Raw genomic sequence first — 23,134 nt, 5'->3', positions numbered from 1 at the left:
CTTGCCGGATTTTTGCCGTTTGTCTGGCTGGTATGGGCAATTAATCATGGCGGATTAAGCGCCGACCCGGTGAAAGATATTCAACATTTTACCGGTCGGACTGCGCTGAAATTCTTGCTGGCGACCTTATTAATTACGCCATTAGCGCGCTATGCTAAACAGCCCTTATTGATACGCACCCGCCGCCTGCTGGGTTTATGGTGTTTCGTCTGGGCAACGCTGCACTTAACCAGTTATGCCTTACTGGAACTGGGCGTGAATAATCTGACGTTATTCGGTCAGGAATTAATCACCCGACCTTATTTAACGCTCGGAATTGTCAGTTGGCTGATTTTACTGGCTTTAGCATTGACTTCCACGCAGGCGATGCAGCGAAAATTAGGCAAACGCTGGCAACAGTTGCATAACTTCGTCTATCTGGTCGCGATCCTGGCTCCCATACATTATCTGTGGTCAGTGAAGATTATCTCACCACAGCCGGTTATCTACGCCGGGCTGGCTTTATTACTTTTAGCCTTACGTTTTAAGAAGTTCCGTCAATGGTGGCGCTAATTTCATGAACTGTGCGGCTTGTTGCAAAATGCGCGGCGTTGAAAGTTATTTACATGTTAGCTGTTGATTATCTTCCCTGATAAGACCAGTATTTAGCTGCCAATTGCTACGAAATCGTTATAATGTGCGACTTCGTTCTCCCTAACGCGGTTTTTAAGCTGCGGAAAAGGTGACAATGGCGCAACGAAGGTATATTTTGTTTTTTGCCGGAGGATAGCAGCAGATCGCTGCACAATGTCCGTCAAGTCTCACATTGACGCTCTGGGGCAAAATAGACCGGCGTCCCGGTCAGCTGGAATTTATCGCTATGCATACAGCTGTCGGGGCATACGCTTTACAGACGGCGGTGAAACGCCTGTCACAATCACACTAAACAAAGAGTACGGAACCCACTCATGGATATTCGTAAGATTAAAAAACTGATCGAGCTGGTTGAAGAATCAGGCATCTCTGAACTGGAAATTTCTGAAGGCGAAGAGTCAGTACGCATCAGCCGTGCAGCACCTGCCGCTAGTTTCCCGATGATGCAACAAGCTTACGCTGCACCGATGATGCAGCAGCCAGCTCAATCTAACGCAGCCGCTCCGGCGACCGTTCCTTCCATGGAAGCGCCAGCAGCAGCGGAAATCAGTGGTCACATCGTACGTTCCCCAATGGTTGGTACTTTCTATCGCACCCCAAGCCCGGACGCGAAAGCGTTCATCGAAGTGGGTCAGAAAGTGAACGTGGGCGATACCCTGTGCATCGTTGAAGCCATGAAAATGATGAACCAGATCGAAGCAGACAAATCCGGTACTGTGAAAGCAATTCTGGTCGAAAGTGGACAACCGGTAGAATTTGACGAGCCGCTGGTCGTCATCGAGTAACGAGGCGAACATGCTGGATAAAATTGTTATTGCCAACCGTGGCGAGATTGCATTGCGTATTCTTCGTGCCTGTAAAGAACTGGGCATTAAGACTGTCGCTGTGCACTCCAGCGCGGATCGCGATTTAAAACACGTATTACTGGCAGATGAAACGGTCTGTATTGGCCCGGCTCCGTCAGTAAAAAGTTATCTGAACATCCCGGCTATCATCAGCGCCGCTGAAATCACCGGCGCAGTAGCAATCCATCCGGGTTACGGCTTCCTTTCCGAAAACGCCAATTTTGCCGAGCAGGTTGAACGCTCTGGCTTTATCTTCATCGGCCCGAAAGCAGACACTATTCGCCTGATGGGCGACAAAGTGTCTGCAATTGCAGCAATGAAAAAAGCTGGCGTTCCTTGCGTACCGGGTTCTGACGGCCCGCTGGGCGACGATATGGATAAAAACCGCGCCATTGCAAAACGCATTGGTTATCCGGTGATTATCAAAGCCTCCGGTGGCGGCGGCGGTCGCGGTATGCGCGTTGTGCGCAGCGACGCTGAACTGGCGCAGTCTATCTCCATGACCCGTGCGGAAGCAAAAGCTGCTTTTAGCAATGATATGGTTTACATGGAGAAATACCTGGAAAATCCTCGCCACGTCGAGATCCAGGTACTGGCGGACGGTCAGGGCAACGCTATCTATCTGGCGGAACGTGACTGCTCCATGCAGCGCCGCCACCAGAAAGTGGTCGAAGAAGCACCAGCACCGGGCATTACCCCAGAACTGCGTCGTTACATCGGCGAACGTTGCGCTAAAGCGTGTGTTGATATCGGCTATCGCGGTGCAGGTACTTTCGAGTTCCTGTTCGAAAACGGCGAGTTCTATTTCATCGAAATGAACACCCGTATTCAGGTAGAACACCCGGTTACTGAAATGATCACCGGCGTTGACCTGATCAAAGAACAGCTGCGTATCGCGGCAGGTCAACCGCTGTCGATCAAGCAAGAAGAAGTTCACGTTCGCGGCCATGCGGTGGAATGCCGTATCAACGCCGAAGATCCGAATACCTTCCTGCCAAGCCCGGGCAAAATCACCCGTTTCCACGCACCTGGCGGTTTTGGCGTGCGTTGGGAGTCTCATATCTACGCTGGCTACACCGTGCCGCCGTACTATGACTCAATGATCGGTAAACTGATTTGCTACGGTGAAAACCGTGACGTGGCGATTGCTCGCATGAAGAATGCGCTGCAGGAGCTGATCATCGACGGTATCAAAACCAACGTTGATCTGCAGATCCGCATCATGAACGACGAGAACTTCCAGCATGGTGGCACTAACATCCACTATCTGGAGAAAAAACTCGGTCTTCAGGAAAAATAATTGTGATGCGCGGTGCTTTCATCGCGTTTAACAATGAATGCATTCACGCCGGGCCTGTTAACACTGCCCGGCGTTTTTATTGCCGCTAACGGTAGCCTGCAATTTCCGCTTTCAACGCACTAATTTCAGCATCGCCATCAACAATTCCCAGCTCAAAGCTGTATGTCTTTGTTTCCCCTGGCTCAATAAAGGGCAGACGCCCCTGCGCTCGTTCTTTATCACGCCCGTCAGGAAAACTATTACTGACCTCCAGTCCCATAACATATTCACCCGCGCCTAAATTTTTCCACTGGATAAAATTGGGTAGCTGCCGGGTGTCGAATTTTTCGTAAATTCCCCATCCCAGTTCGGCATTCACCAACGCAACCTTACTCATTCCGTCATCGTCACTATTCAACGTGAGATAGTAAACCTGCTCGTCAAAACCTGGCTGCGGGGCACAAATCTCCAGATGGTTGGCTAACCCTTCCACCGCGCGCGGAGTCCGTGGCGTCACGCCTTTCGCTGACAGCAATATTTCGGCCCGTGGCGATAATAAAGGCCAGCCATAATTAAAGTGATAGAGAATTTGTAGCGGCTGGCGGGTGAAACCTTGATTAGTAACCCTGTCTTCAATGCGCAGCACATTTTCGCCATAGCGGCAGCGAATGGTTCTCTCAAGCGTCAGATTTTCACCGAACAGCCGCGTTTCCCGCACTTTGCCATTGATGATAAATTCAATACCGTCGTCGGTTCGTTCTGTGCGATACCCCACCTCTTCAGCTGGTGTCGCAGCCAGGCGCCCATGTAATCCTAACGTTTCACCATTATCCTCACAGGGCGTACCGATGTAGCTTAACCCGCAGGTGGTTAATAATCCCGCATAGAAGCTACGCAAAAAACCGTTGCCATGCGGCTCAAAAAAAGCTGGCGCGACGATGCCGTTGGGGGTGATGAAAGAAAGCGCCGTGTCTTTATAGCTGGCCCAGGCAATGTCCAGCGCACGATCTTTTACCACCGTAAACGCCAGCCCCGCACCTGTGCGGACATCAAACGCTTCCGTGCCCTTTGCTCTGCCACTACGTAATTCATAGTGTTTAATCCCGGCAACCTGCGAGAGATCGCCTATCCACGGCCATATTTCATTATTCATTGCGCGGCTTCCCGAATAGTCATGCTATGGCGCTGAATAAATGCTTCGATTTCAGCAAGGCGAGACGTTCCTTCCATTGGGCCACGTCGGGTTACCGCCAGTGCACCGCAGGCGTTGGCGTATTGCAATGCCCGATGGGCATCAAACCCTAGCTGGCGGCAGGCAATCCACGCACCACCAAAGCAGTCTCCCGCACCGGTTGGGTCGACTTCTTCCACCGGGTAGCTCTCAACATGAAACTGCTCATTCACGGAGTAGTAACTGGCACCTTGATTGCCGCGCTTCACAATCACCTCTTTAACACCTTCTTCAAGAAAACCAGCGATTGCACGCTCCGGCGTCGAATGTGGCGACAAGAGCAACACTTCGCCCTCGCTGGGCATATAGATATCCGTTAACTCAAGAACAAAGTGGAGGGCGTCGCGCATTTCTGGAATATCGAGCATCTCTTTACGAATATTAGGGTCGAAAGAAATAACACCACCATTTGCTTTAACGATGGTTACTGCTTTTTTTACTGCGTCTACCATATGAAATGAAAACAGGGATGAGCCCATAATATGAAAATGGGTACAGTCCTTCAGAATATTTTCATCAACATGCTGCGCTGATAATTTACCGCACGCGGCATTCTTAATGTTAAAAATAAAATCACGGTCGCCTGACTTATGATACGTCACAAAAGCACTACCGGTAGCCTCCAGAGGTAAGATGGAAATCCCTCGAATATCAACACCATCAGCCGCCAGGCGATGAATATTAATATCGCCAAAACCATCATTCCCCACACAGCTAATGATACCGCATGGAACCCCCAGACGTGTTACCTGGTCAATAAAAATAGCTGGCGCGCCACTGGGATAAGGGCCGTTCCAGACGCCAGGTTGATCAAATGGCTGACCGATTTTACTCGCCATAATTTCAACCAGAATTTCTCCAATTGTGAAGACCTTATTCATATGATTAATTCCTTGAAATAATTAGCTGCGTTTTCCTTTATTTCTTACGTCAAAATAAACGGCTACCAGAATGACTAATCCTTTAACCACCATCTGGTAGAAATAGGGAACGTTCATTAAGTTCATACCATTATTAATAATGCCTATGGTTAATGCGCCGATCACCGTACCCACCACCGTGCCATAACCACCGTTGAGACTGGTGCCCCCCAATACGGCAGCAGCAATGGCATCCAACTCGTAGCTAAGTGCGGAATTCGGCTGCCCTGAGTAAAGGCGCGAGGCGAGGATCATCCCACTAATGCCTGCCAACACCGCCGTAATCATAAAGACTTTAATTTTTAGGCGAGTTACATTAATACCCGAATAGATTGCCGCTTCTTTATTACCGCCGGTAATATATATTTTCCGACCAAAGGTTGTTTTAGTAAGAATAAAATGATTAACCAGCAATAAGATTATTAATATCCAGATAGGAATAGGTATATAGAGAAATTCACCGTTCCCCAGCGCCAGAAAGGCATCATTTTTAATCATGACAGGCATACCGTCAGTGACAATATAAGCAATGCCTCGAAATATTCCCATGGTAGCAACAGTAACAATAAACGAAGGGATACCCGCTATAGCCGTCAAGCCACCATTTATCATCCCCAGAGCCAGTGCTGCAATAATGGATAATGGAACCAATAAAATAAATGGAATTCCCCATGAAGCCCCAAGCGCAGCAAATGTACCAATCAATGCAATAGTTGAACCGACCGATAAATCAATATCGCCAAGTAAAAGAACATAAGTCATTCCATAGGCGGTAATTGCAATTATCGACACCTGAAGAATGATGTTGGTGATGTTATTGGTGGTAAAAAAACTGTCATTAATAAAACTGAACAGAATGATTAACACCACCATTCCACTGAGGATACCGCCATATTGCCTGAAGACTTTTTTAAAGCTATTTGCGATGGAAATTTCAGAACGTTTTGGACTGGAGAGAGTTTTCTCTGTCATTTAGCGCACTCCTGTTGCAGCGGTCATTACTTGCGTCTGCGTTAAATTTTCACATGAATAAATATCGGCAATTGTTTTATTACGCATCACCACCAGACGATCGCTTAGCACCATAACCTCTGGCAGTTCAGAAGATACCAGAATAATGGCCGTCCCCGCCGCCGCCAGTTGGCGTATCACGTTATAAATTTCAAATTTTGCGCCGACATCCACACCGCGCGTTGGCTCATCAAGCAATAAAATTCGCGGGGTTTTCTCCAGCCATTTCGATAACACGATTTTTTGTTGATTGCCGCCGCTCAGCGCCCCCACAGCCTGATGTACGGAACTCACTTTTGTGTTCATTCTGGCGACAGATTTAACCGTTCTCGCCTCTTCTTGCCGGTGATTAATGAGTCCCATCCGCGAAGCGTTATATTGAAACGCCACATGGTGCGTGTTCATATTGACGTCGTGCATCAGCACCAACCCTTCTTCCTTGCGGTTTTCCGTTACGAAAGCAATTCCATGATCAATGGCCTGTTTGGGATTAGCGATCCTGACCTCTTTGCCATCAATCAACACTGTTCCGTGGTACGGAATAAGGCCAAACAGCGCCTTCATAACATCAGAACGCCCGGCACCTACAAGGCCAAAAAATCCCAGCACTTCCCCCGGGCGAACAGCAAAATTAACCTCCTTAAAGAGCGAAGGATGGGAAAGATTTTTTACTTCCAGTTTTGCAGGAACATTTTCATCCGGCTTTTCCCCAAGACGTGCTGGCCAGATATTTTTCATTTCCCGCCCAACCATCTGGGCAATCAAATGCTGGATATCACTGTTTTTCTTTTCATGCGTTGCAATATATTCACCATCGCGGATCACTGAAATATCATCCGAAATCCGCATAATTTCATCCATGCGGTGAGAGATATAAATAACCGCACATCCTCGCTGTTTTAACTTTTCAATAATATTAAACAAAATCTCTGCTTCGTTATCACTGAGCGAAGATGTCGGCTCATCCATAATCACGACATCCGCCGCGTAGCTTAATGCTTTGGCGATTTCTACCAGTTGACGATGCGCCATCGACATATTGCCGACCATTTCCAGCGGATCCAGTGGGATGCCCAGTTCCGCGAGCAGACTCTGGCAATCTGCGAGCATTTTTTTATCGTTAATAATGCCAAAACGGCGTGGTTCATTATTGGCATAAATGTTTTCCGCCACTGTCATATTGTTGCTCAGGCTTAATTCCTGAAAAATAATAGCAATCCCTAACTGGCGTGAATGTTGTGGATTATTAATGGTGATGGTTTCACCACGTAGTTTTATCGTTCCCTGAGTTGGCGGATAAACTCCAGCGAGTATTTTCATTAATGTCGACTTACCCGCTCCATTCTCGCCTAATAAAGTATGCACCCGCCCTTTGCGTAAGGAGAGTGTAATATCTTTTAACGCCTGAACATGACCAAATGTCTTCGCAATATGCGAAACATCAAGAATAACATCCGTCATAATGACCTCGGTGTCACAACAAAACGCCGATGACGTTTTGTTGTGAGTTGAAGATGTTTATTATTTACCTGTATAAACGCCGGGTTGTACCGGGATCATTTTTTCTACCGGTTTACCATTGAGATGATCCACAGCGGCATCAATCGCTTTAGCGCCCATTTGATCCGGGTATTGTCGAATCACTGCGGCAAAGGTTTTTTCACTGTCTACGGCATCGCGCGCTTCTTTCATGCCATCAAAACCGATAATTTTGATATTGTCGTTATGCGCAGATTTCGCCGCTATAACCGCTGCCAGTGCGGCATCATCACCAAAACCAAACAGCCCATTCAGGTTGGCGTTTGCCTGCATAATATTTTGTGCCGTCGTTAACGCTTCAGCACGCGTAATACCCGGTTGCTCAGCAACAATTTTAATCTCCGGTGTATCGCTTAACCCTTTTTTAAAGCCATCGACGCGCGCAACTACCGATTGCAGTGCCGGGTAAGAAATAATGGCTACAGTCCCCTTACCGTTCAATAGTTTTCCCATTAACTTGCCCGCTTCAACACCTCCCGCGTAGTTATCGGTCGCAACATGCGATACTACCGGAACACCTTCCGCAGCAACATCAACAGTGATAACAGGGATACCAGCTTTGTCGGCTTTAATTATCGCAGCCTGTACACCTTTAGAGTCCACTGGAGATATAATAATGGCATCCACTTTTTTAGTAATAAAATCTTCGACATCTGAAAGTTGCTTATTTAAATCCTGGTTGGCAATAGAAACGCTTAAATTGACATTATCTTTTTTAGCTTCTTCTTTCATTGCATTCGCAAGATCGATATAAAAAGGATGTTGTTGCGTTAATAATGATGCACCAATTTTATACTCTTTTGCTAATGAGCTTTGTGAGAACAACGCCAGACTCACCAACATTGCCGAGCCAAGTAATTTAATATTTTTCATAAACAGTCCTCATTGTTTTTGTAGGGTACAACGTATTAAATTTTTCCTTCACTGCCGCAAACGCCGATAATGCGCGTAACGACTTCCTTCATAGCGGCTTTTGCTGGCTGCATATAATGGCGAGGATCATTCGCCGCCGGATTGTTGTAGAAATATCCTTTTAACGCATCGGCAAAAGCAATTTTCAGTTCTGTCGCAACATTCACTTTGCAGATACCGCTGCGGATACAGTGCTGAATGTCCTGTTCCGATAACCCCGAAGCGCCATGCAACACCAACGGAACATCCACTAACTGACGAATTTGTTCCAGCCGGGCAAAATCCAGACGTGGTTCATTCGCATACAAGCCATGTGCAGTGCCTATTGCTACCGCCAGGGAGTCAATTTGTGTGCGTTGTACAAACTCTGCGGCTGCAACAGGTGAGGTATAAGCCGAACCTTTTTCATCCACCAGCAGATCATCCTCCTGCCCGCCAAGGCGGCCCAGTTCAGCCTCGACGCTGACATCAAGGCTGTGGCAAAACGTAGTGACTTCTTTCACCCGCGCTATATTTTCTTCAAACGGCAGATGAGAACCATCAATCATGACTGAACGAATCCCTGCGCGTACTTTATTAAAAATGTCATCGCTCTCTTCATGGTGGTCGAGATGCAGGACTAATGGCAGGCGGTACTCATGAGCCAGAGATTGTACTAACGAAATTAAACTTCCCACACCGCCATAACGATAAGTACCGGGTGTTCCCGCCAGCATAACGGGAGAGCGAAGTTGTGCGGCGCTCTCAACGACAACCTGTAATGTTTCAAGGTTATGAATATTGAAAGCGGGGACGGCATATTCCTCTGACTGGGCTTTTTTCAGCATATTTTTGCTTGAAATGATGTACATCGCGGCTCCTGTTTTTCGGCGTTCTTCTTACAAAACGAAGAAAGAGAATTATTACTTTCATTTTGAAAGCAAAGTAGCACAGCAAAAGCGCCAAAAAGCGTGATGCATGTCGAATATCGTCAAAATAACTTACAAGATATAACTAAAGTTGGTTTTTACTTTATAAACGAAACCATCACAAAAATATCTCAATAAAAATATTTCTTATTAATTTCAATAAATTAAATACATTGCGTTGCTGTTTTTTTATCCAGTGTTTTATTTTCAAAATGTAGATAACGTTGAAGGGTAACTTTCAAAGAAAAATACAAGGGGCTATAGTGTTACGCATTAAAGGCCAATGATGAGTGTTAACGTGCCGAGAAAATCATCTAACCTACTGAAACGAAGATTAAAAATTGCAGAAATTGTTGCTACCCAGGGTGAAATCAAAGTTGATGACTTATCTGCTCAACTTGGCGTCTCTGGCGTGACAATCCGTGGCGATCTCAGTTATCTGGAGCAACAGGGGTATTTAAAGCGTTCTTTTGGTGGTGCCATTGCGACACCACTCGCCCCTGAACCTGAATCGGCACCACCCATTACGATATTGTCTCTGACCCAACAAATGGAAATTGCGCGGCATTGTGCCCGCCTTATCAGCGATCGTGACACGCTATTTCTTGGACATGGAACAATCTGCCGCAAGATCATTCCATTACTCAGCGAAGTAAAAAAACTGCGTCTGATCACTAACGATCCCGAACATGCGCTGCTGGCAAATCAGTTTATTGATGGCGAAATAATTCTGGCTGGCAGTGAAATGCTGCGCCCTGACACCGCACTGGCGGGAAAACCGCTCGAACAGGCGCTTCAGCATTTCACCATTACCCATAGCATTCTGGAAATCAGTCATCTGGATGCAGATGGTACTCTGAATATCAATACCCCCAGAGTTGCCGCCGCCTGGCAACTCTGTTTTGACAATGCCCAGAATAAGACAGTAATCGTCACTGCCAATACCGATTCATCGACGGCTGCTATCGGACATCTTCATCAGGCAGAAAATGTGATTGTCAGTCGCAGCATGAACGAACGATATCAGCAGCAATTGCAGTCTGCTGATTTCGTTATTCTTTATACCAGCAATGACTGCTTTACCTGGTCCAATCGCGAAAGGCTTCAGGAATGAGAGGGGTTTTGTGACAATAACCATCTGCGCTATGGGAGAATTGCTGGCCGAGTTTTTGTCCCGCAACCCACAACAAAAATTCACTCAGCCAGGGGAGTTTATCGGGCCATTTCCCAGCGGCGCACCAGCAATCTTTGCTGCACAGGTAGCAAAATTGTCCCGGCGGGCTATTTTCTTCGGTTGCGTTGGTAACGATGATTTTGGCCGTCTCATTATTGAACGCCTGCGTCATGAAGGTGTCATTACCGATGGTATCCACATAATGAACAATGCTGTAACAGGCACAGCGTTTGTCAGTTATCAAAATCCGCAGAAACGGGATTTCGTCTTTAATATTCCTAATAGTGCCTGCGGTTTGTTTACTGCCGGGCACATTGATAAGGATTTGCTAAGACAGTGTAATCATCTGCACATTGTGGGTTCATCACTGTTCTCATTTCGTATGATCGATGTCATGCGCAAAGCGATAACAACGATCAAATCTGCTGGCGGCACCGTCTCTTTCGACCCCAATATTCGCAAAGAGATGCTGAGTATTCCCGAAATGGCGCAGGCTCTCGATTATTTAATTGAATATACAGATATCTTTATCCCAAGCGAAAGCGAACTCCCTTTCTTCGCCCGTCACAAAAATCTGTCAGAAGAACAGATTGTTAGCGATCTTCTCCACGGCGGCGTAAAACATGTGGCGATAAAACGCGCCCAGCGTGGAGCCAGCTATTACCAACTAAAAAACGGGACATTACACGCCCAGCATATTGCAGGCCACGATAGCGAAATCATCGATCCAACCGGTGCTGGCGACTGCTTTGGCGCTACTTTTGTCACTCTTTTCTTGTCGGGTTTCCCGGCACACAAGGCGTTACAATATGCTAACGCCAGCGGCGCACTCGCCGTAATGCAGCAAGGCCCGATGGAAGGGATATCCTCACTGGCTGACATTGAAGACTTTTTGCAACGGCACTGAACGGCAATTTTCTGTCAGATTGTTTTCCCTGCCTGAAGACTTGCCGTAGAATTGCCCGTTTCTCGTATCCCCCCATGAGGAGGACCCCTTCCGTGGACACTCGTTTTGTTCAGGCCCATAAAGAGGCGCGCTGGGCGCTGGGGCTGACCCTTTTGTATCTGGCAGTATGGTTAGTAGCCGCTTACTTACCTGGCGTAGCCCCCGGTTTTACCGGCTTTCCGCGCTGGTTTGAGATGGCCTGCATCCTGACGCCGCTGCTGTTTATTGGACTGTGCTGGGCAATGGTAAAATTTATCTATCGCGATATCCCGCTGGAGGATGACGATGCAGCTTGAAGTAATTCTACCGCTAGTCGCCTATCTGGTGGTGGTGTTCGGGATCTCTGTCTACGCGATGCGTAAACGGAGCGCGGGCACGTTCCTTAATGAGTATTTCCTCGGCAGCCGTTCTATGGGCGGTATTGTGCTGGCGATGACGCTCACCGCAACCTATATCAGTGCCAGTTCGTTTATCGGCGGGCCAGGTGCTGCTTATAAATACGGGCTGGGCTGGGTGTTGCTGGCGATGATCCAGTTGCCTGCGGTATGGCTTTCACTCGGTATTCTTGGCAAAAAGTTCGCGATTCTCGCGCGCCGCTACAATGCGGTGACGCTGAACGATATGCTGTTTGCCCGCTACCAGAGCCGTCTTCTGGTGTGGCTGGCGAGTTTGAGTTTGCTGGTTGCGTTCGTTGGTGCAATGACCGTGCAGTTTATCGGCGGTGCGCGCCTGCTGGAAACCGCTGCGGGTATTCCTTATGAAACCGGGCTGCTGATTTTCGGTATTAGTATTGCGTTGTATACCGCCTTTGGCGGCTTTCGCGCCAGCGTGCTGAACGACACCATGCAAGGACTGGTGATGCTGATTGGCACCATTGTGCTGCTGGTCGGCGTGGTTCATGCTGCTGGCGGCTTAAGCAACGCAGTAGAGACGCTGCAAACCATCGATCCACAACTGGTTACGCCACAAGGTGCTGACGATATTCTGTCACCTGCCTTTATGACGTCGTTCTGGGTGCTGGTGTGCTTTGGCGTGATTGGTCTGCCACATACTGCGGTACGCTGCATCTCTTATAAAGACAGTAAAGCAGTACATCGTGGGATCATCATTGGTACGGTTGTAGTGGCGATCCTGATGTTTGGAATGCACCTTGCCGGAGCGTTAGGTCGTGCAGTGATCCCCGATCTCACCGTGCCGGATCTGGTGATCCCGACGCTGATGGTAAAAGTGCTGCCACCGTTTGCTGCCGGGATCTTCCTTGCTGCACCAATGGCTGCGATCATGTCAACAATCAACGCCCAATTGCTGCAAAGTTCCGCTACGATCATTAAAGATCTCTATCTGAATATCCGTCCGGATCAAATGCAAAATGAGACGCGTCTGAAGCGGATGTCGGCAGTAATTACGTTAGTTCTCGGCGCGTTGCTGCTGCTTGCCGCCTGGAAGCCGCCAGAAATGATCATCTGGCTGAATTTGCTGGCCTTCGGTGGACTGGAAGCCGTTTTCCTGTGGCCGCTGGTGCTGGGTCTTTATTGGGAACGCGCCAACGCCAAAGGCGCGCTAAGTGCGATGATCGTCGGCGGCGTGCTGTATGCCGTACTTGCGACGCTGAATATTCAGTACCTGGGCTTCCACCCTATCGTGCCCTCGTTACTGCTAAGTTTGCTGGCTTTCCTGGTCGGAAACCGTTTCGGTACATCCGTCCCGCAAGCTACCGTTTTGACTACTGATAAATAAAGAGTTTTGCCATGCCTTGGATCCAACTGAAACTGAACACCACCGGCGCGAACGCAGAAGATCTTAGCGATGCGCTGATGGAAGCAGGTGCCGTTTCTATCACTTTTCAGGACACCCACGATACGCCGGTGTTTGAGCCTCTGCCTGGCGAAACTCGCCTGTGGGGCGATACCGATGTGATAGGTCTGTTCGACGCTGAAACCGATATGAACGACGTGGTGGCGATTCTGGAAAACCATCCGCTGCTCGGCGCAGGCTTCGCGCATAAAATCGAACAACTGGAAGATAAAGACTGGGAGCGCGAATGGATGGATAATTTCCACCCGATGCGCTTTGGTGAACGTCTGTGGATCTGCCCAAGCTGGCGTGATGTGCCGGACGAAAATGCGGTTAACGTGATGTTAGACCCAGGGCTGGCGTTTGGTACAGGGACTCATCCAACAACCTCTCTGTGCCTGCAATGGCTCGACAGCCTCGATTTAACCGGTAAAACAGTCATCGACTTTGGTTGTGGTTCCGGCATTCTGGCTATCGCGGCGCTGAAGCTGGGTGCAGCAAAAGCCATTGGTATTGATATCGATCCGCAGGCGATTCAGGCCAGCCGCGACAACGCCGAACGTAATGGCGTTTCTGACCGTCTGGAACTCTATCTCCCGAAAGATCAGCCAGAAGAAATGAAAGCCGACGTGGTGGTCGCTAATATCCTGGCAGGCCCATTACGTGAACTGGCACCGTTAATCAGTGTCCTGCCGGTTTCAGGCGGTTTGCTGGGCCTTTCCGGTATTCTGGCAAGCCAGGCAGAGAGCGTTTGTGAGGCTTATGCAGCTAACTTCACGCTCGACCCGGTTGTGGAAAAAGAAGAGTGGTGTCGCATTACCGGTCGTAAGAATTAACCTTCGCATCACCGCATGGTGATGCAGAGCAAAGTGCGAGCAAGGTCACAAAAGGCACGTAAATTTGCTGATTATTTACGCAATTTTGCGTGCCAAAATTTTCATTCATAAAGAAAAATTGAGAACTTACTCAAATTTCTTGGAGTGTAAATTTTAGTCACTATTTTCTAATATGATGATTTTTATGAGTAATTATCGCGCCACGCTCATTTTAAATGCAATTCTTTGATCCATCTCAGAGGATTGGTCAAAGTTTGGCCTTTCATCTCGTGCAAAAAATGCGTAATATACGCCGCCTTGCAGTCACAGTATGGTCATTTCTTAACTCATGCGCATCGGACAATATCAGCTCAGAAATCGCCTGATCGCAGCGCCCATGGCTGGCATTACAGACAGACCTTTTCGGACGTTGTGCTACGAGATGGGAGCCGGATTGACAGTATCCGAGATGATGTCTTCTAACCCTCAGGTTTGGGAAAGCGACAAATCTCGTTTACGGATGGTGCACATTGATGAACCCGGTATTCGTACCGTGCAAATTGCCGGTAGCGATCCGAAAGAAATGGCAGATGCAGCACGTATTAACGTGGAAAGCGGTGCCCAGATTATTGATATCAATATGGGTTGCCCGGCTAAAAAAGTGAATCGCAAGCTCGCAGGTTCAGCCCTCTTGCAGTACCCGGATGTCGTTAAATCGATCCTTACCGAGGTCGTCAATGCAGTGGACGTTCCTGTTACCCTGAAGATTCGCACCGGCTGGGCGCCGGAACACCGTAACTGTGAAGAGATTGCCCAACTGGCTGAAGACTGTGGCATTCAGGCTCTGACCATTCATGGCCGTACACGCGCCTGTTTGTTCAATGGAGAAGCTGAGTACGACAGTATTCGGGCAGTTAAGCAGAAAGTTTCCATTCCGGTTATCGCGAATGGCGACATTACTGACCCGCTTAAAGCCAGAGCTGTGCTCGACTATACAGGGGCGGATGCTCTGATGATAGGCCGTGCAGCTCAGGGAAGACCCTGGATCTTTCGGGAAATCCAGCATTATCTGGACACTGGGGAGTTGCTGCCCCCGCTGCCTTTGGCAGAGGTTAAGCGCTTGCTTTGCGCGCACGTTCGGGAACTGCATGACTTTTATGGTCCGGCAAAAGGATACCGAATTGCACGTAAACACGTTTCCTGGTATCTCCAGGAACACGCTCCAAATGACCAGTTTCGGCGCACATTCAACGCCATTGAGGATGCCAGCGAACAGCTGGAGGCGTTGGAGGCATACTTCGAAAATTTTGCGTAAACAGAAATAAAGAGCTGACAGAACTATGTTCGAACAACGCGTAAATTCTGACGTACTGACCGTTTCTACCGTTAACTCTCAGGATCAGGTAACCCAAAAACCCCTGCGTGACTCGGTTAAACAGGCACTGAAGAACTATTTTGCTCAACTGAATGGTCAGGATGTGAATGACCTCTATGAGCTGGTACTGGCTGAAGTAGAACAGCCCCTGTTGGACATGGTGATGCAATACACCCGTGGTAACCAGACCCGTGCTGCGCTGATGATGGGCATCAACCGTGGTACGCTGCGTAAAAAATTGAAAAAGTACGGCATGAACTAATTCAGGTTAGCTAAATGCTTGATTAAAAAGGCGCTACTCGGCATGGGGAAGCGCCTTTTTTATAGGTGTCACAAAGGGAGTGACCATGAGAACAGGATGTGAACCGACCCGGTTTGGTAATGAAGCTAAGACCATTATTCACGGTGATGCGCTTGCCGAGCTTAAAAAACTACCCACCGAAAGCATCGATCTGATCTTTGCCGACCCACCTTATAACATCGGTAAAAATTTTGATGGTCTGATCGAAGCCTGGAAAGAAGATCTGTTTATCGACTGGCTGTTTGAAGTGATTGCAGAGTGCCACCGCGTTCTGAAAAAACAGGGCAGCATGTACATCATGAACAGCACGGAAAACATGCCCTTTATCGATATCCAGTGCCGCAAGTTCTTTACCATCAAAAGTCGCATCGTCTGGTCATATGACAGTTCTGGGGTGCAGGCGAAGAAACACTATGGCTCCATGTACGAACCCATCCTGATGATGGTGAAAGATGCAAAGAACTACACGTTCAACGGTGATGCTATTCTGGTTGAAGCTAAAACCGGTGCGCAACGCGCGTTGATCGATTATCGCAAAAATCCTCCACAGCCTTACAATCACCAAAAAGTACCGGGTAATGTCTGGGATTTTCCGCGCGTGCGTTATTTGATGGATGAATATGAAAACCATCCGACGCAAAAACCGGAAGCATTACTGAAGCGCATAATTCTCGCTTCTTCCAACCCTGGCGATGTCGTTCTCGATCCGTTTGCCGGTAGCTTTACTACCGGCGCCGTAGCCGTCGCCAGCGGGCGAAAATTCATTGGTATTGAGATTAACAGCGAGTACATCAAGATGGGACTTCGACGGCTGGATGTCGTGTCACATTACTCCGTGGAAGATCTGGCGAAAGTGAAAAAAAGAAAGACCGGCAACCTGTCAAAACGAAGCCGGATCAGCGAAGTTGACCCCGATCTCATTGCAAAGTAAAGGAAGTGTAAGCCTGGTTTTCAGATTATTCATTTCGTGTATATTTCCTGCCAGACTTGGTTAAACATGCACAGGCTCAGGTAATGATTCGCAAGTATTGGTGGCTCGTCGTTTTCGCTGTCTCCGTTTTTCTGTTTGATACCTTACTGATGCAGTGGATTGAACTACTGGCAACAGAAACAGACAAATGTCGCAATATGAACTCGGTTAATCCGCTAAAACTGGTTAACTGTGACGAACTGGATTTTCACAATAGAATGTAACTTTATACGATACCTAATTCATTTGTTTTATGAATTAATTTCGTTGTGTTTTCATCTGGCATAAACATTCTTAATACATTATCGACTAATGCGGGTGCTTGTTTATAAAGATCGTAACCCGCTATATTCATTAACCAGTTTTGAACAATACCGCTGAAGGCACCATCAATAATAATCATTACGACGTCTAAGTCGAGGCTTTTAGCTACATACCCTTGTTGCTGACATGATTGCAATACTTCGCGCAGAGTCTGCGGATTAAAGCCCATCTTCTCGCGTATTACTGCCTCTTCCAGCATCTCATCATTAAATTCACATTTGTGATATAAGATTTGTAGTAATGCCTGTTGGCGGGGAATTTCGGCAATATATTGCAAGCCAACAATCAGTTTTTCACGCAATTGCTGGTACGGGTTATGGTCTGACCCTGCCGCCAGTCGCTCCTGGATTAACTCCCGCAATGATGGTTGTTGCAGCCATATCTCATTAAACAGTTGGGTCTTGTTTTCGAAGTGCCAGTAGATAGCGCCACGTGTGACGTTAGCGGCGTCGGCAATGTCGTTGAGTGTCGTCTTGCTTACACCATGCTGCGCAAACTGGGCGATGGCAGTTTCAATCAGTTCTTGCCGGGTCTTCAGGGCTTCGGCTTTGGTTCTTTTTGCCATGATTAATTATTCAGAAAATAAATATATTCGACACAGGATGAGAAAATAGCGAAGGGTAATCTATCACCTAACGCATATTTATACGAGAGGCTAATATTGAGTTGCTATAAATCGTCAAATAATTCAAACCTATCATTTAGCCAATATGCATTCATTTAATGAATGCATATTTCATTTTAAGTGAAAGCAATTCATCTCATTTCAATTAACGGCAAAACAAAACATTAGAATATTAATCTTTTTTTGTGTTTATGTGCCTTAGACGCCAGTATTCATAACTATTCCTTACATCGACGAATGATAATTTGTAGGATAGCGAACTGTATTTTTTCTTTCTGCGAGTTAACGCGTTGCCTTTTTGGGTAAATAACGCGCTTTTGGTTTTTTGAGGAATAGTAATGACGAAACATGCCAGGTTTTTCCTCCTGCCCTCCTCTATTCTGATCTCCGCTGCTTTAATCGCGGGTTGTAACGATAAGGGAGAAGAGAAAGCTCACGTCGGTGAACCGCAGGTTACCGTTCATGTTGTGAAAACGGCCCCGCTAGAAGTTAAGACTGAATTACCAGGCCGCACCAACGCTTTCCGTATCGCTGAAGTTCGCCCACAGGTTAGTGGGATCGTACTGAATCGTAATTTCACTGAAGGTAGCGATGTGCTGGCAGGACAGTCCCTGTACCAGATCGATCCAGCGACCTATCAGGCAAGTTATGACAGCGCGAAGGGCGAACTGGCGAAAAGTGAAGCCGCCGCCGCCATCGCGCATTTGACGGTAAAACGTTACGTTCCACTCGTGGGAACGAAATACATTAGTCAGCAGGAGTACGATCAAGCCATTGCTGATGCTCGCCAGGCCGATGCCGCCGTGATTGCGGCAAAAGCCACCGTCGAAAGCGCCCGAATCAATCTCGCTTATACCAAAGTGACTGCGCCAATTAGCGGACGCATCGGCAAATCTACTGTGACCGAAGGTGCGCTCGTCACTAACGGGCAAACGACCGAACTGGCAACTGTCCAGCAGCTCGATCCTATCTACGTCGATGTTACCCAATCCAGCAACGATTTTATGAGGCTGAAGCAGTCCGTAGTGCAAGGGAATTTGCATAAGGAAAACGCCACCAGCAACGTAGAGTTGGTCATGGAAAACGGTCAAACCTATCCCCTAAAAGGCACACTGCAATTCTCCGATGTGACCGTTGATGAAAGCACCGGCTCCATAACCCTACGTGCCGTCTTCCCTAACCCACAACATACGCTTTTGCCGGGTATGTTTGTGCGCGCACGGATTAATGAAGGTGTACAACCCGATGCCATTCTTATCCCGCAACAAGGCGTTAGCCGCACACCGCGTGGTGACGCAACCGTGCTGATTGTTAACGATAAAAGTCAGGTTGAAGCGCGTCCTGTCGTTGCCAGCCAGGCGATTGGCGATAAATGGTTGATTAGCGAAGGGCTGAAATCTGGCGATCAAGTCATTGTCAGCGGCCTGCAAAAAGCGCGCCCGGGAGAGCAGGTTAAAGCCACTACCGATACCCCCGCAGATACTGCATCGAAGTAAGGCAATCTGACATGGCAAACTTTTTTATTCGACGACCGATATTTGCATGGGTGCTGGCCATTATTCTGATGATGGCGGGCGCACTGGCGATCCTACAATTGCCCGTCGCCCAGTACCCAACCATTGCGCCGCCTGCGGTTTCTGTTTCGGCAAACTATCCGGGCGCTGATGCGCAGACCGTACAGGATACGGTGACGCAGGTTATCGAACAGAATATGAATGGTATCGATAACCTGATGTATATGTCCTCGACCAGCGATTCCGCCGGTAGCGTGACAATTACCCTCACCTTCCAGTCCGGAGCCGATCCAGATATCGCGCAAGTGCAGGTGCAGAACAAACTCCAGCTCGCTACGCCGTTGCTGCCGCAGGAAGTTCAACAGCAGGGGATCAGCGTTGAAAAATCCAGTAGCAGCTATCTAATGGTGGCGGGCTTTGTCTCTGATAACCCAGACACCACACAGGACGATATCTCGGACTATGTGGCCTCTAACGTTAAAGATACGCTTAGCCGCCTGAATGGCGTTGGTGACGTGCAACTCTTTGGCGCACAGTATGCGATGCGTATCTGGCTGGACGCCGATCTGCTGAACAAATATAAGCTGACGCCGGTTGATGTAATTAACCAGTTGAAAGTGCAGAACGATCAGATTGCTGCCGGACAGTTGGGCGGAACACCTGCTTTACCAGGGCAACAGTTGAACGCCTCAATTATTGCTCAGACGCGATTAAAAAATCCGGAAGAGTTCGGCAAAGTTACCCTGCGCGTGAACAGCGACGGTTCGGTTGTGCACCTGAAAGATGTCGCACGGGTTGAACTTGGCGGTGAAAACTATAACGTTATCGCTCGCATCAACGGTAAACCGGCGGCGGGTCTGGGTATTAAGCTGGCAACCGGTGCGAACGCTCTCGATACCGCGAAAGCCATTAAGGCAAAACTGGCGGAATTACAGCCATTCTTCCCGCAGGGAATGAAGGTTCTCTACCCTTATGACACCACGCCATTCGTCCAGCTTTCTATTCACGAAGTGGTAAAAACGCTGTTCGAAGCCATTATGCTGGTATTCCTGGTGATGTATCTGTTCTTGCAGAATATGCGAGCAACGCTGATCCCCACCATTGCTGTGCCCGTGGTGTTGTTAGGGACGTTTGCCATCCTCGCCGCTTTTGGTTACTCCATCAACACACTAACGATGTTCGGGATGGTGCTTGCCATTGGGCTACTCGTCGATGATGCGATAGTGGTGGTGGAGAACGTCGAGCGCGTAATGATGGAGGATAAGCTCCCGCCAAAAGAAGCGACGGAAAAATCAATGTCGCAAATTCAGGGCGCACTGGTGGGTATCGCGATGGTGCTGTCAGCGGTATTTATTCCGATGGCATTCTTCGGCGGCTCTACCGGGGCAATTTATCGCCAGTTCTCTATCACCATCGTTTCGGCAATGGCGCTTTCTGTTCTGGTGGCATTGATTCTCACCCCGGCGTTATGTGCAACGCTGCTCAAACCCGTCTCTGCTGAGCATCACGAAAATAAGGGCGGTTTCTTCGGCTGGTTTAATACTACCTTCGATCATAGCGTTAATCACTACACCAACAGCGTCGGCAAAATCCTCGGTTCCACAGGACGATATTTACTGATCTATGCGCTGATTGTTGCTGGAATGGTGGTGTTGTTTTTACGTCTTCCCTCTTCCTTCTTGCCTGAAGAGGATCAGGGTGTCTTTCTGACCATGATTCAGTTGCCCGCTGGCGCGACGCAAGAGCGGACGCAAAAAGTGTTGGATCAGGTGACGGATTACTACCTGCACAATGAAAAAGCAAACGTTGAAAGTGTCTTTACGGTTAACGGGTTTAGCTTCAGCGGCCAGGCGCAAAACGCCGGGATGGCCTTCGTCAGCCTGAAACCATGGGAAGAACGTAGTGGTGAGGAAAACAGCGCGGAAGCGGTTATCCATCGCGCCAAAATGGAATTGGGTAAGATCCGCGACGGTTTTGTCATTCCGTTTAATATGCCTGCTATTGTTGAACTGGGCACGGCAACGGGTTTTGACTTTGAGTTAATTGATCAGGCAGGGCTGGGTCACGATGCCCTAACCCAGGCTCGTAACCAGCTGCTTGGCATGGCGGCGCAACATCCTGGCAGCTTAGTCAGTGTGCGCCCTAATGGCCTGGAAGATACCGCGCAATTCAAACTTGAAGTTGACCAGGAAAAGGCGCAGGCATTAGGCGTTTCGCTTTCTGACATCAATCAGACCATTTCTACGGCGTTGGGTGGGACTTATGTTAACGACTTCATCGACCGTGGCCGTGTGAAAAAGGTTTATGTTCAGGCGGATGCCAAATTCCGTATGCTGCCAGAAGATGTCGATAAACTTTACGTCCGCAGCGCCAATGGTGAAATGGTGCCATTCTCTTCCTTTACCACTTCACATTGGGTGTATGGTTCTCCACGACTGGAACGCTACAACGGTCTGCCGTCAATGGAGATTCAGGGGGAAGCTGCGCCAGGAACCAGTTCCGGCGATGCCATGGCGTTGATGGAAAACCTTGCGTCAAAATTACCGGCAGGCATTGGTTATGACTGGACAGGTATGTCGTATCAGGAACGCTTATCGGGCAACCAGGCTCCTGCTTTGGTGGCAATCTCCTTCGTGGTTGTTTTCCTGTGCCTTGCTGCGCTCTATGAAAGCTGGTCAATTCCTGTCTCGGTTATGTTGGTCGTGCCGTTAGGGATTGTCGGCGTGCTGCTGGCGGCGACACTCTTTAATCAAAAAAATGACGTCTACTTTATGGTGGGCTTGCTAACGACAATTGGCTTGTCGGCCAAAAACGCTATTTTGATTGTTGAGTTCGCTAAGGATCTGATGGAGAAAGAGGGAAAAGGTGTTGTCGAAGCGACGCTGATGGCAGTACGTATGCGCCTGCGTCCTATCCTGATGACCTCTCTCGCCTTTATTCTCGGCGTATTACCACTGGCTATCAGTAATGGTGCCGGCAGTGGTGCGCAGAACGCAGTGGGTATCGGTGTAATGGGCGGAATGGTCTCTGCAACATTGCTGGCTATTTTCTTCGTACCGGTGTTCTTTGTCGTGATCCGCCGTTGCTTTAAAGGGTAAATCAGAAACATAAAGGCGCTTTCGGGCGCCTTTATTATTTTTAGTGAAAACCATAAAAATTAATAAGATAATCTTCTGCTCACTCTTTAAAAACTTTTCGTAGCCCATGTTCCCTTCACTATTTTTACAATTCACATAATTTGTCATTATTCATTCCGCAAGATTTATAACCTCCAGTGATAAAATGGTACTCAGCTCGTTAATAAGAGAGTTAACTTATTAAGCGTTAGCGTTATTACTGAGGTAACACCATGAAAAGATTAATTCCTGTGGCATTGCTCACCGCATTGCTGGCGGGCTGTGCTCACGATTCCCCCTGCGTTCCGGTTTATGACGATCAGGGACGCCTGGTTCACACCAATACCTGTATGAAAGGTACAACACAGGATAACTGGGAAACTGCCGGGGCTATTGCTGGCGGAGCAGCGGCTGTCGCCGGCCTTACGATGGGGATCATTGCTCTGTCAAAATAACTGAACAGAGCGCGGACTTCCGCGCTCTGTTTAACGATACAGAATCTACCTATACGTTAAACACCGCTATATTTCGCTGGCTAATCCCATTTTAATTAAGCATTTTATCTCGTCGTATTATCTCTATATCGAAATAAGGTATTAATTTATTTTTCAATCAAATCCGTTCCACCGATACTCACGCCAATAATCATTATTCTGCTTAGCAAAATACGAGTTAATATTTTGCGCCAAAATGTGGCGCATGTTTCGTTTTCGCACCATTGCGGGGCGCTGTTTTTATTATTTCCTGTCTACACTCAGCTTATTGCGACGCGAAATCGTGCGCAAAAGCTGGCACTACTTTTGCTTATAAGAGGATGGCCACAGACAGGTAAAAGGCGTTTCCCAAACGTCCTATAACGATAATTTTCGCCTCACAGGAAATGTAATGAACACATCCCCCCC

The 23,134-nt window shown here is 48.1% G+C and carries 22 protein-coding genes; 15 read left to right on the top strand and 7 right to left on the bottom strand.

Annotated elements, in window-relative coordinates; translation table 11 throughout:
- From msrQ to accC, 3 genes are all read left to right on the top strand, one after another.
- The coding region (msrQ, locus tag EQY_RS0101980) for a protein-methionine-sulfoxide reductase heme-binding subunit MsrQ (RefSeq protein ID WP_000630863.1) at positions 1–552 on the top strand (552 nt) is incomplete at its 5' end.
- Between the two features lie 395 nt (positions 553–947).
- A complete protein-coding gene (gene accB, locus EQY_RS0101975) occupies positions 948–1,418 on the top strand; it encodes an acetyl-CoA carboxylase biotin carboxyl carrier protein (protein WP_000354618.1) in 471 nt (156 codons plus the stop codon).
- A gap of 10 nt (positions 1,419–1,428) precedes the next feature.
- Entirely contained in the window at positions 1,429–2,778 is a 1,350-nt protein-coding gene (accC, locus tag EQY_RS0101970) for an acetyl-CoA carboxylase biotin carboxylase subunit (RefSeq protein WP_000884623.1), read from the top strand.
- Positions 2,779–2,863: 85 nt separating this feature from the next.
- Here accC and EQY_RS0101965 read toward each other — a convergent pair whose 3' ends face one another.
- From EQY_RS0101965 to EQY_RS0101940, 6 genes are read right to left on the bottom strand one after another with little or no spacing between them, the layout of a single operon-like run.
- Positions 2,864–3,910: an aldose 1-epimerase family protein gene (locus EQY_RS0101965; RefSeq protein ID WP_001058381.1), complete on the bottom strand. Its 1,047-nt coding sequence runs from the start codon at positions 3,908–3,910 to the stop codon at positions 2,864–2,866.
- The gene (locus EQY_RS0101960) at positions 3,907–4,869 is read right to left on the bottom strand and encodes a sugar kinase (RefSeq protein ID WP_001045024.1); all 963 of its coding nucleotides are present in this window, start codon (positions 4,867–4,869) and stop codon (positions 3,907–3,909) included. Before EQY_RS0101960 ends, EQY_RS0101965 begins: the two co-directional genes overlap by 4 nt.
- A 21-nt stretch (positions 4,870–4,890) precedes the next feature.
- Positions 4,891–5,880, bottom strand: a complete 990-nt coding sequence (locus EQY_RS0101955) for an ABC transporter permease (protein WP_000137067.1) — start codon at positions 5,878–5,880, stop codon at positions 4,891–4,893.
- Positions 5,881–7,380, bottom strand: a complete 1,500-nt coding sequence (locus tag EQY_RS0101950) for a sugar ABC transporter ATP-binding protein (protein ID WP_000132900.1) — start codon at positions 7,378–7,380, stop codon at positions 5,881–5,883. It lies immediately after the preceding gene.
- A 60-nt stretch (positions 7,381–7,440) separates the two neighbouring features.
- Positions 7,441–8,331, bottom strand: coding sequence for a substrate-binding domain-containing protein (locus EQY_RS0101945; RefSeq protein ID WP_000789632.1), 891 nt, complete (start codon positions 8,329–8,331; stop codon positions 7,441–7,443).
- Between the two features lie 35 nt (positions 8,332–8,366).
- Positions 8,367–9,221, bottom strand: coding sequence for a tagatose bisphosphate family class II aldolase (locus tag EQY_RS0101940; RefSeq protein ID WP_000275528.1), 855 nt, complete (start codon positions 9,219–9,221; stop codon positions 8,367–8,369).
- Positions 9,222–9,561: 340 nt separating this feature from the next.
- On the opposite strand from EQY_RS0101940, the gene EQY_RS0101935 reads away from it, so the two are divergent.
- The 9 genes from EQY_RS0101935 (at position 9,562) to EQY_RS0101895 (ending at position 16,877) form a co-directional block, all read left to right on the top strand.
- Positions 9,562–10,392: a DeoR/GlpR family DNA-binding transcription regulator gene (locus EQY_RS0101935; RefSeq protein WP_000987962.1), complete on the top strand. Its 831-nt coding sequence runs from the start codon at positions 9,562–9,564 to the stop codon at positions 10,390–10,392.
- A 31-nt stretch (positions 10,393–10,423) separates the two neighbouring features.
- Complete coding sequence (locus EQY_RS0101930) at positions 10,424–11,359, top strand: sugar kinase (RefSeq protein WP_010345314.1); 936 nt, start codon at positions 10,424–10,426, stop codon at positions 11,357–11,359.
- Between the two features lie 92 nt (positions 11,360–11,451).
- The gene (locus EQY_RS0101925; protein ID WP_000381170.1) at positions 11,452–11,694 is read left to right on the top strand and encodes a YhdT family protein; all 243 of its coding nucleotides are present in this window, start codon (positions 11,452–11,454) and stop codon (positions 11,692–11,694) included.
- Entirely contained in the window at positions 11,684–13,135 is a 1,452-nt protein-coding gene (gene panF, locus EQY_RS0101920; protein WP_001175701.1) for a sodium/pantothenate symporter, read from the top strand. The genes EQY_RS0101925 and panF overlap by 11 nt, the downstream gene beginning before the upstream one ends.
- A gap of 11 nt (positions 13,136–13,146) precedes the next feature.
- Positions 13,147–14,028 carry a 50S ribosomal protein L11 methyltransferase gene (gene prmA / locus EQY_RS0101915; protein ID WP_001145823.1) on the top strand — a complete coding sequence of 294 codons (882 nt, stop codon included), beginning with the start codon at positions 13,147–13,149 and terminating at the stop codon, positions 14,026–14,028.
- A gap of 328 nt (positions 14,029–14,356) precedes the next feature.
- A complete protein-coding gene (gene dusB, locus EQY_RS0101910) occupies positions 14,357–15,322 on the top strand; it encodes a tRNA dihydrouridine synthase DusB (protein ID WP_001219652.1) in 966 nt (321 codons plus the stop codon).
- Positions 15,323–15,347: 25 nt separating this feature from the next.
- The gene (gene fis, locus EQY_RS0101905; protein WP_000462905.1) at positions 15,348–15,644 is read left to right on the top strand and encodes a DNA-binding transcriptional regulator Fis; all 297 of its coding nucleotides are present in this window, start codon (positions 15,348–15,350) and stop codon (positions 15,642–15,644) included.
- An 85-nt stretch (positions 15,645–15,729) separates the two neighbouring features.
- Positions 15,730–16,614: an adenine-specific DNA-methyltransferase gene (yhdJ, locus tag EQY_RS0101900; RefSeq protein WP_001258912.1), complete on the top strand. Its 885-nt coding sequence runs from the start codon at positions 15,730–15,732 to the stop codon at positions 16,612–16,614.
- A gap of 83 nt (positions 16,615–16,697) precedes the next feature.
- On the top strand, positions 16,698–16,877 hold the full coding sequence (locus EQY_RS0101895; protein WP_010345321.1) for a DUF2556 family protein: 180 nt from the start codon (positions 16,698–16,700) through the stop codon (positions 16,875–16,877).
- A 2-nt stretch (positions 16,878–16,879) separates the two neighbouring features.
- Here EQY_RS0101895 and envR read toward each other — a convergent pair whose 3' ends face one another.
- On the bottom strand, positions 16,880–17,542 hold the full coding sequence (envR, locus tag EQY_RS0101890; RefSeq protein WP_001129497.1) for an acrEF/envCD operon transcriptional regulator: 663 nt from the start codon (positions 17,540–17,542) through the stop codon (positions 16,880–16,882).
- Between the two features lie 398 nt (positions 17,543–17,940).
- Here envR and acrE point away from each other — a divergent pair, with 398 nt between their 5' ends.
- The 3 genes from acrE (at position 17,941) to EQY_RS0101875 (ending at position 22,687) form a co-directional block, all read left to right on the top strand.
- The gene (gene acrE, locus EQY_RS0101885; RefSeq protein WP_000160374.1) at positions 17,941–19,098 is read left to right on the top strand and encodes a multidrug efflux RND transporter periplasmic adaptor subunit AcrE; all 1,158 of its coding nucleotides are present in this window, start codon (positions 17,941–17,943) and stop codon (positions 19,096–19,098) included.
- Between the two features lie 11 nt (positions 19,099–19,109).
- Entirely contained in the window at positions 19,110–22,214 is a 3,105-nt protein-coding gene (acrF, locus tag EQY_RS0101880; protein WP_001273192.1) for a multidrug efflux RND transporter permease subunit AcrF, read from the top strand.
- A 251-nt stretch (positions 22,215–22,465) separates the two neighbouring features.
- Positions 22,466–22,687 carry a putative periplasmic lipoprotein gene (locus EQY_RS0101875; protein ID WP_000825639.1) on the top strand — a complete coding sequence of 74 codons (222 nt, stop codon included), beginning with the start codon at positions 22,466–22,468 and terminating at the stop codon, positions 22,685–22,687.
- Positions 22,688–23,134 lie beyond the last annotated feature (447 nt).

The sequence above is a fragment of the Escherichia sp. TW14182 genome (assembly GCF_000208525.1).
Taxonomy (GTDB): domain Bacteria; phylum Pseudomonadota; class Gammaproteobacteria; order Enterobacterales; family Enterobacteriaceae; genus Escherichia; species Escherichia ruysiae.
This window is presented reverse-complemented; position numbering and strand designations above follow the sequence as displayed.

Excerpts from the sequence above, each read along its gene's own strand:
- EQY_RS0101930 (WP_010345314.1), top strand. The coding sequence starts at position 10,424 with ATGGGAGAATTGCTGGCCGAGTTTTTGTCCCGCAACCCACAACAAAAA.
- EQY_RS0101950 (WP_000132900.1), bottom strand. The coding sequence starts at position 7,380 with ATGACGGATGTTATTCTTGATGTTTCGCATATTGCGAAGACATTTGGT.
- EQY_RS0101965 (WP_001058381.1), bottom strand. The coding sequence starts at position 3,910 with ATGAATAATGAAATATGGCCGTGGATAGGCGATCTCTCGCAGGTTGCC.
- panF (WP_001175701.1), top strand. The coding sequence starts at position 11,684 with ATGCAGCTTGAAGTAATTCTACCGCTAGTCGCCTATCTGGTGGTGGTG.
- EQY_RS0101875 (WP_000825639.1), top strand. The coding sequence starts at position 22,466 with ATGAAAAGATTAATTCCTGTGGCATTGCTCACCGCATTGCTGGCGGGC.
- EQY_RS0101955 (WP_000137067.1), bottom strand. The coding sequence starts at position 5,880 with ATGACAGAGAAAACTCTCTCCAGTCCAAAACGTTCTGAAATTTCCATC.
- yhdJ (WP_001258912.1), top strand. The coding sequence starts at position 15,730 with ATGAGAACAGGATGTGAACCGACCCGGTTTGGTAATGAAGCTAAGACC.
- fis (WP_000462905.1), top strand. The coding sequence starts at position 15,348 with ATGTTCGAACAACGCGTAAATTCTGACGTACTGACCGTTTCTACCGTT.
- acrF (WP_001273192.1), top strand. The coding sequence starts at position 19,110 with ATGGCAAACTTTTTTATTCGACGACCGATATTTGCATGGGTGCTGGCC.
- EQY_RS0101960 (WP_001045024.1), bottom strand. The coding sequence starts at position 4,869 with ATGAATAAGGTCTTCACAATTGGAGAAATTCTGGTTGAAATTATGGCG.
- EQY_RS0101935 (WP_000987962.1), top strand. The coding sequence starts at position 9,562 with ATGATGAGTGTTAACGTGCCGAGAAAATCATCTAACCTACTGAAACGA.
- EQY_RS0101945 (WP_000789632.1), bottom strand. The coding sequence starts at position 8,331 with ATGAAAAATATTAAATTACTTGGCTCGGCAATGTTGGTGAGTCTGGCG.
- envR (WP_001129497.1), bottom strand. The coding sequence starts at position 17,542 with ATGGCAAAAAGAACCAAAGCCGAAGCCCTGAAGACCCGGCAAGAACTG.
- prmA (WP_001145823.1), top strand. The coding sequence starts at position 13,147 with ATGCCTTGGATCCAACTGAAACTGAACACCACCGGCGCGAACGCAGAA.
- accB (WP_000354618.1), top strand. The coding sequence starts at position 948 with ATGGATATTCGTAAGATTAAAAAACTGATCGAGCTGGTTGAAGAATCA.
- EQY_RS0101895 (WP_010345321.1), top strand. The coding sequence starts at position 16,698 with ATGATTCGCAAGTATTGGTGGCTCGTCGTTTTCGCTGTCTCCGTTTTT.
- dusB (WP_001219652.1), top strand. The coding sequence starts at position 14,357 with ATGCGCATCGGACAATATCAGCTCAGAAATCGCCTGATCGCAGCGCCC.
- EQY_RS0101940 (WP_000275528.1), bottom strand. The coding sequence starts at position 9,221 with ATGTACATCATTTCAAGCAAAAATATGCTGAAAAAAGCCCAGTCAGAG.
- acrE (WP_000160374.1), top strand. The coding sequence starts at position 17,941 with ATGACGAAACATGCCAGGTTTTTCCTCCTGCCCTCCTCTATTCTGATC.
- accC (WP_000884623.1), top strand. The coding sequence starts at position 1,429 with ATGCTGGATAAAATTGTTATTGCCAACCGTGGCGAGATTGCATTGCGT.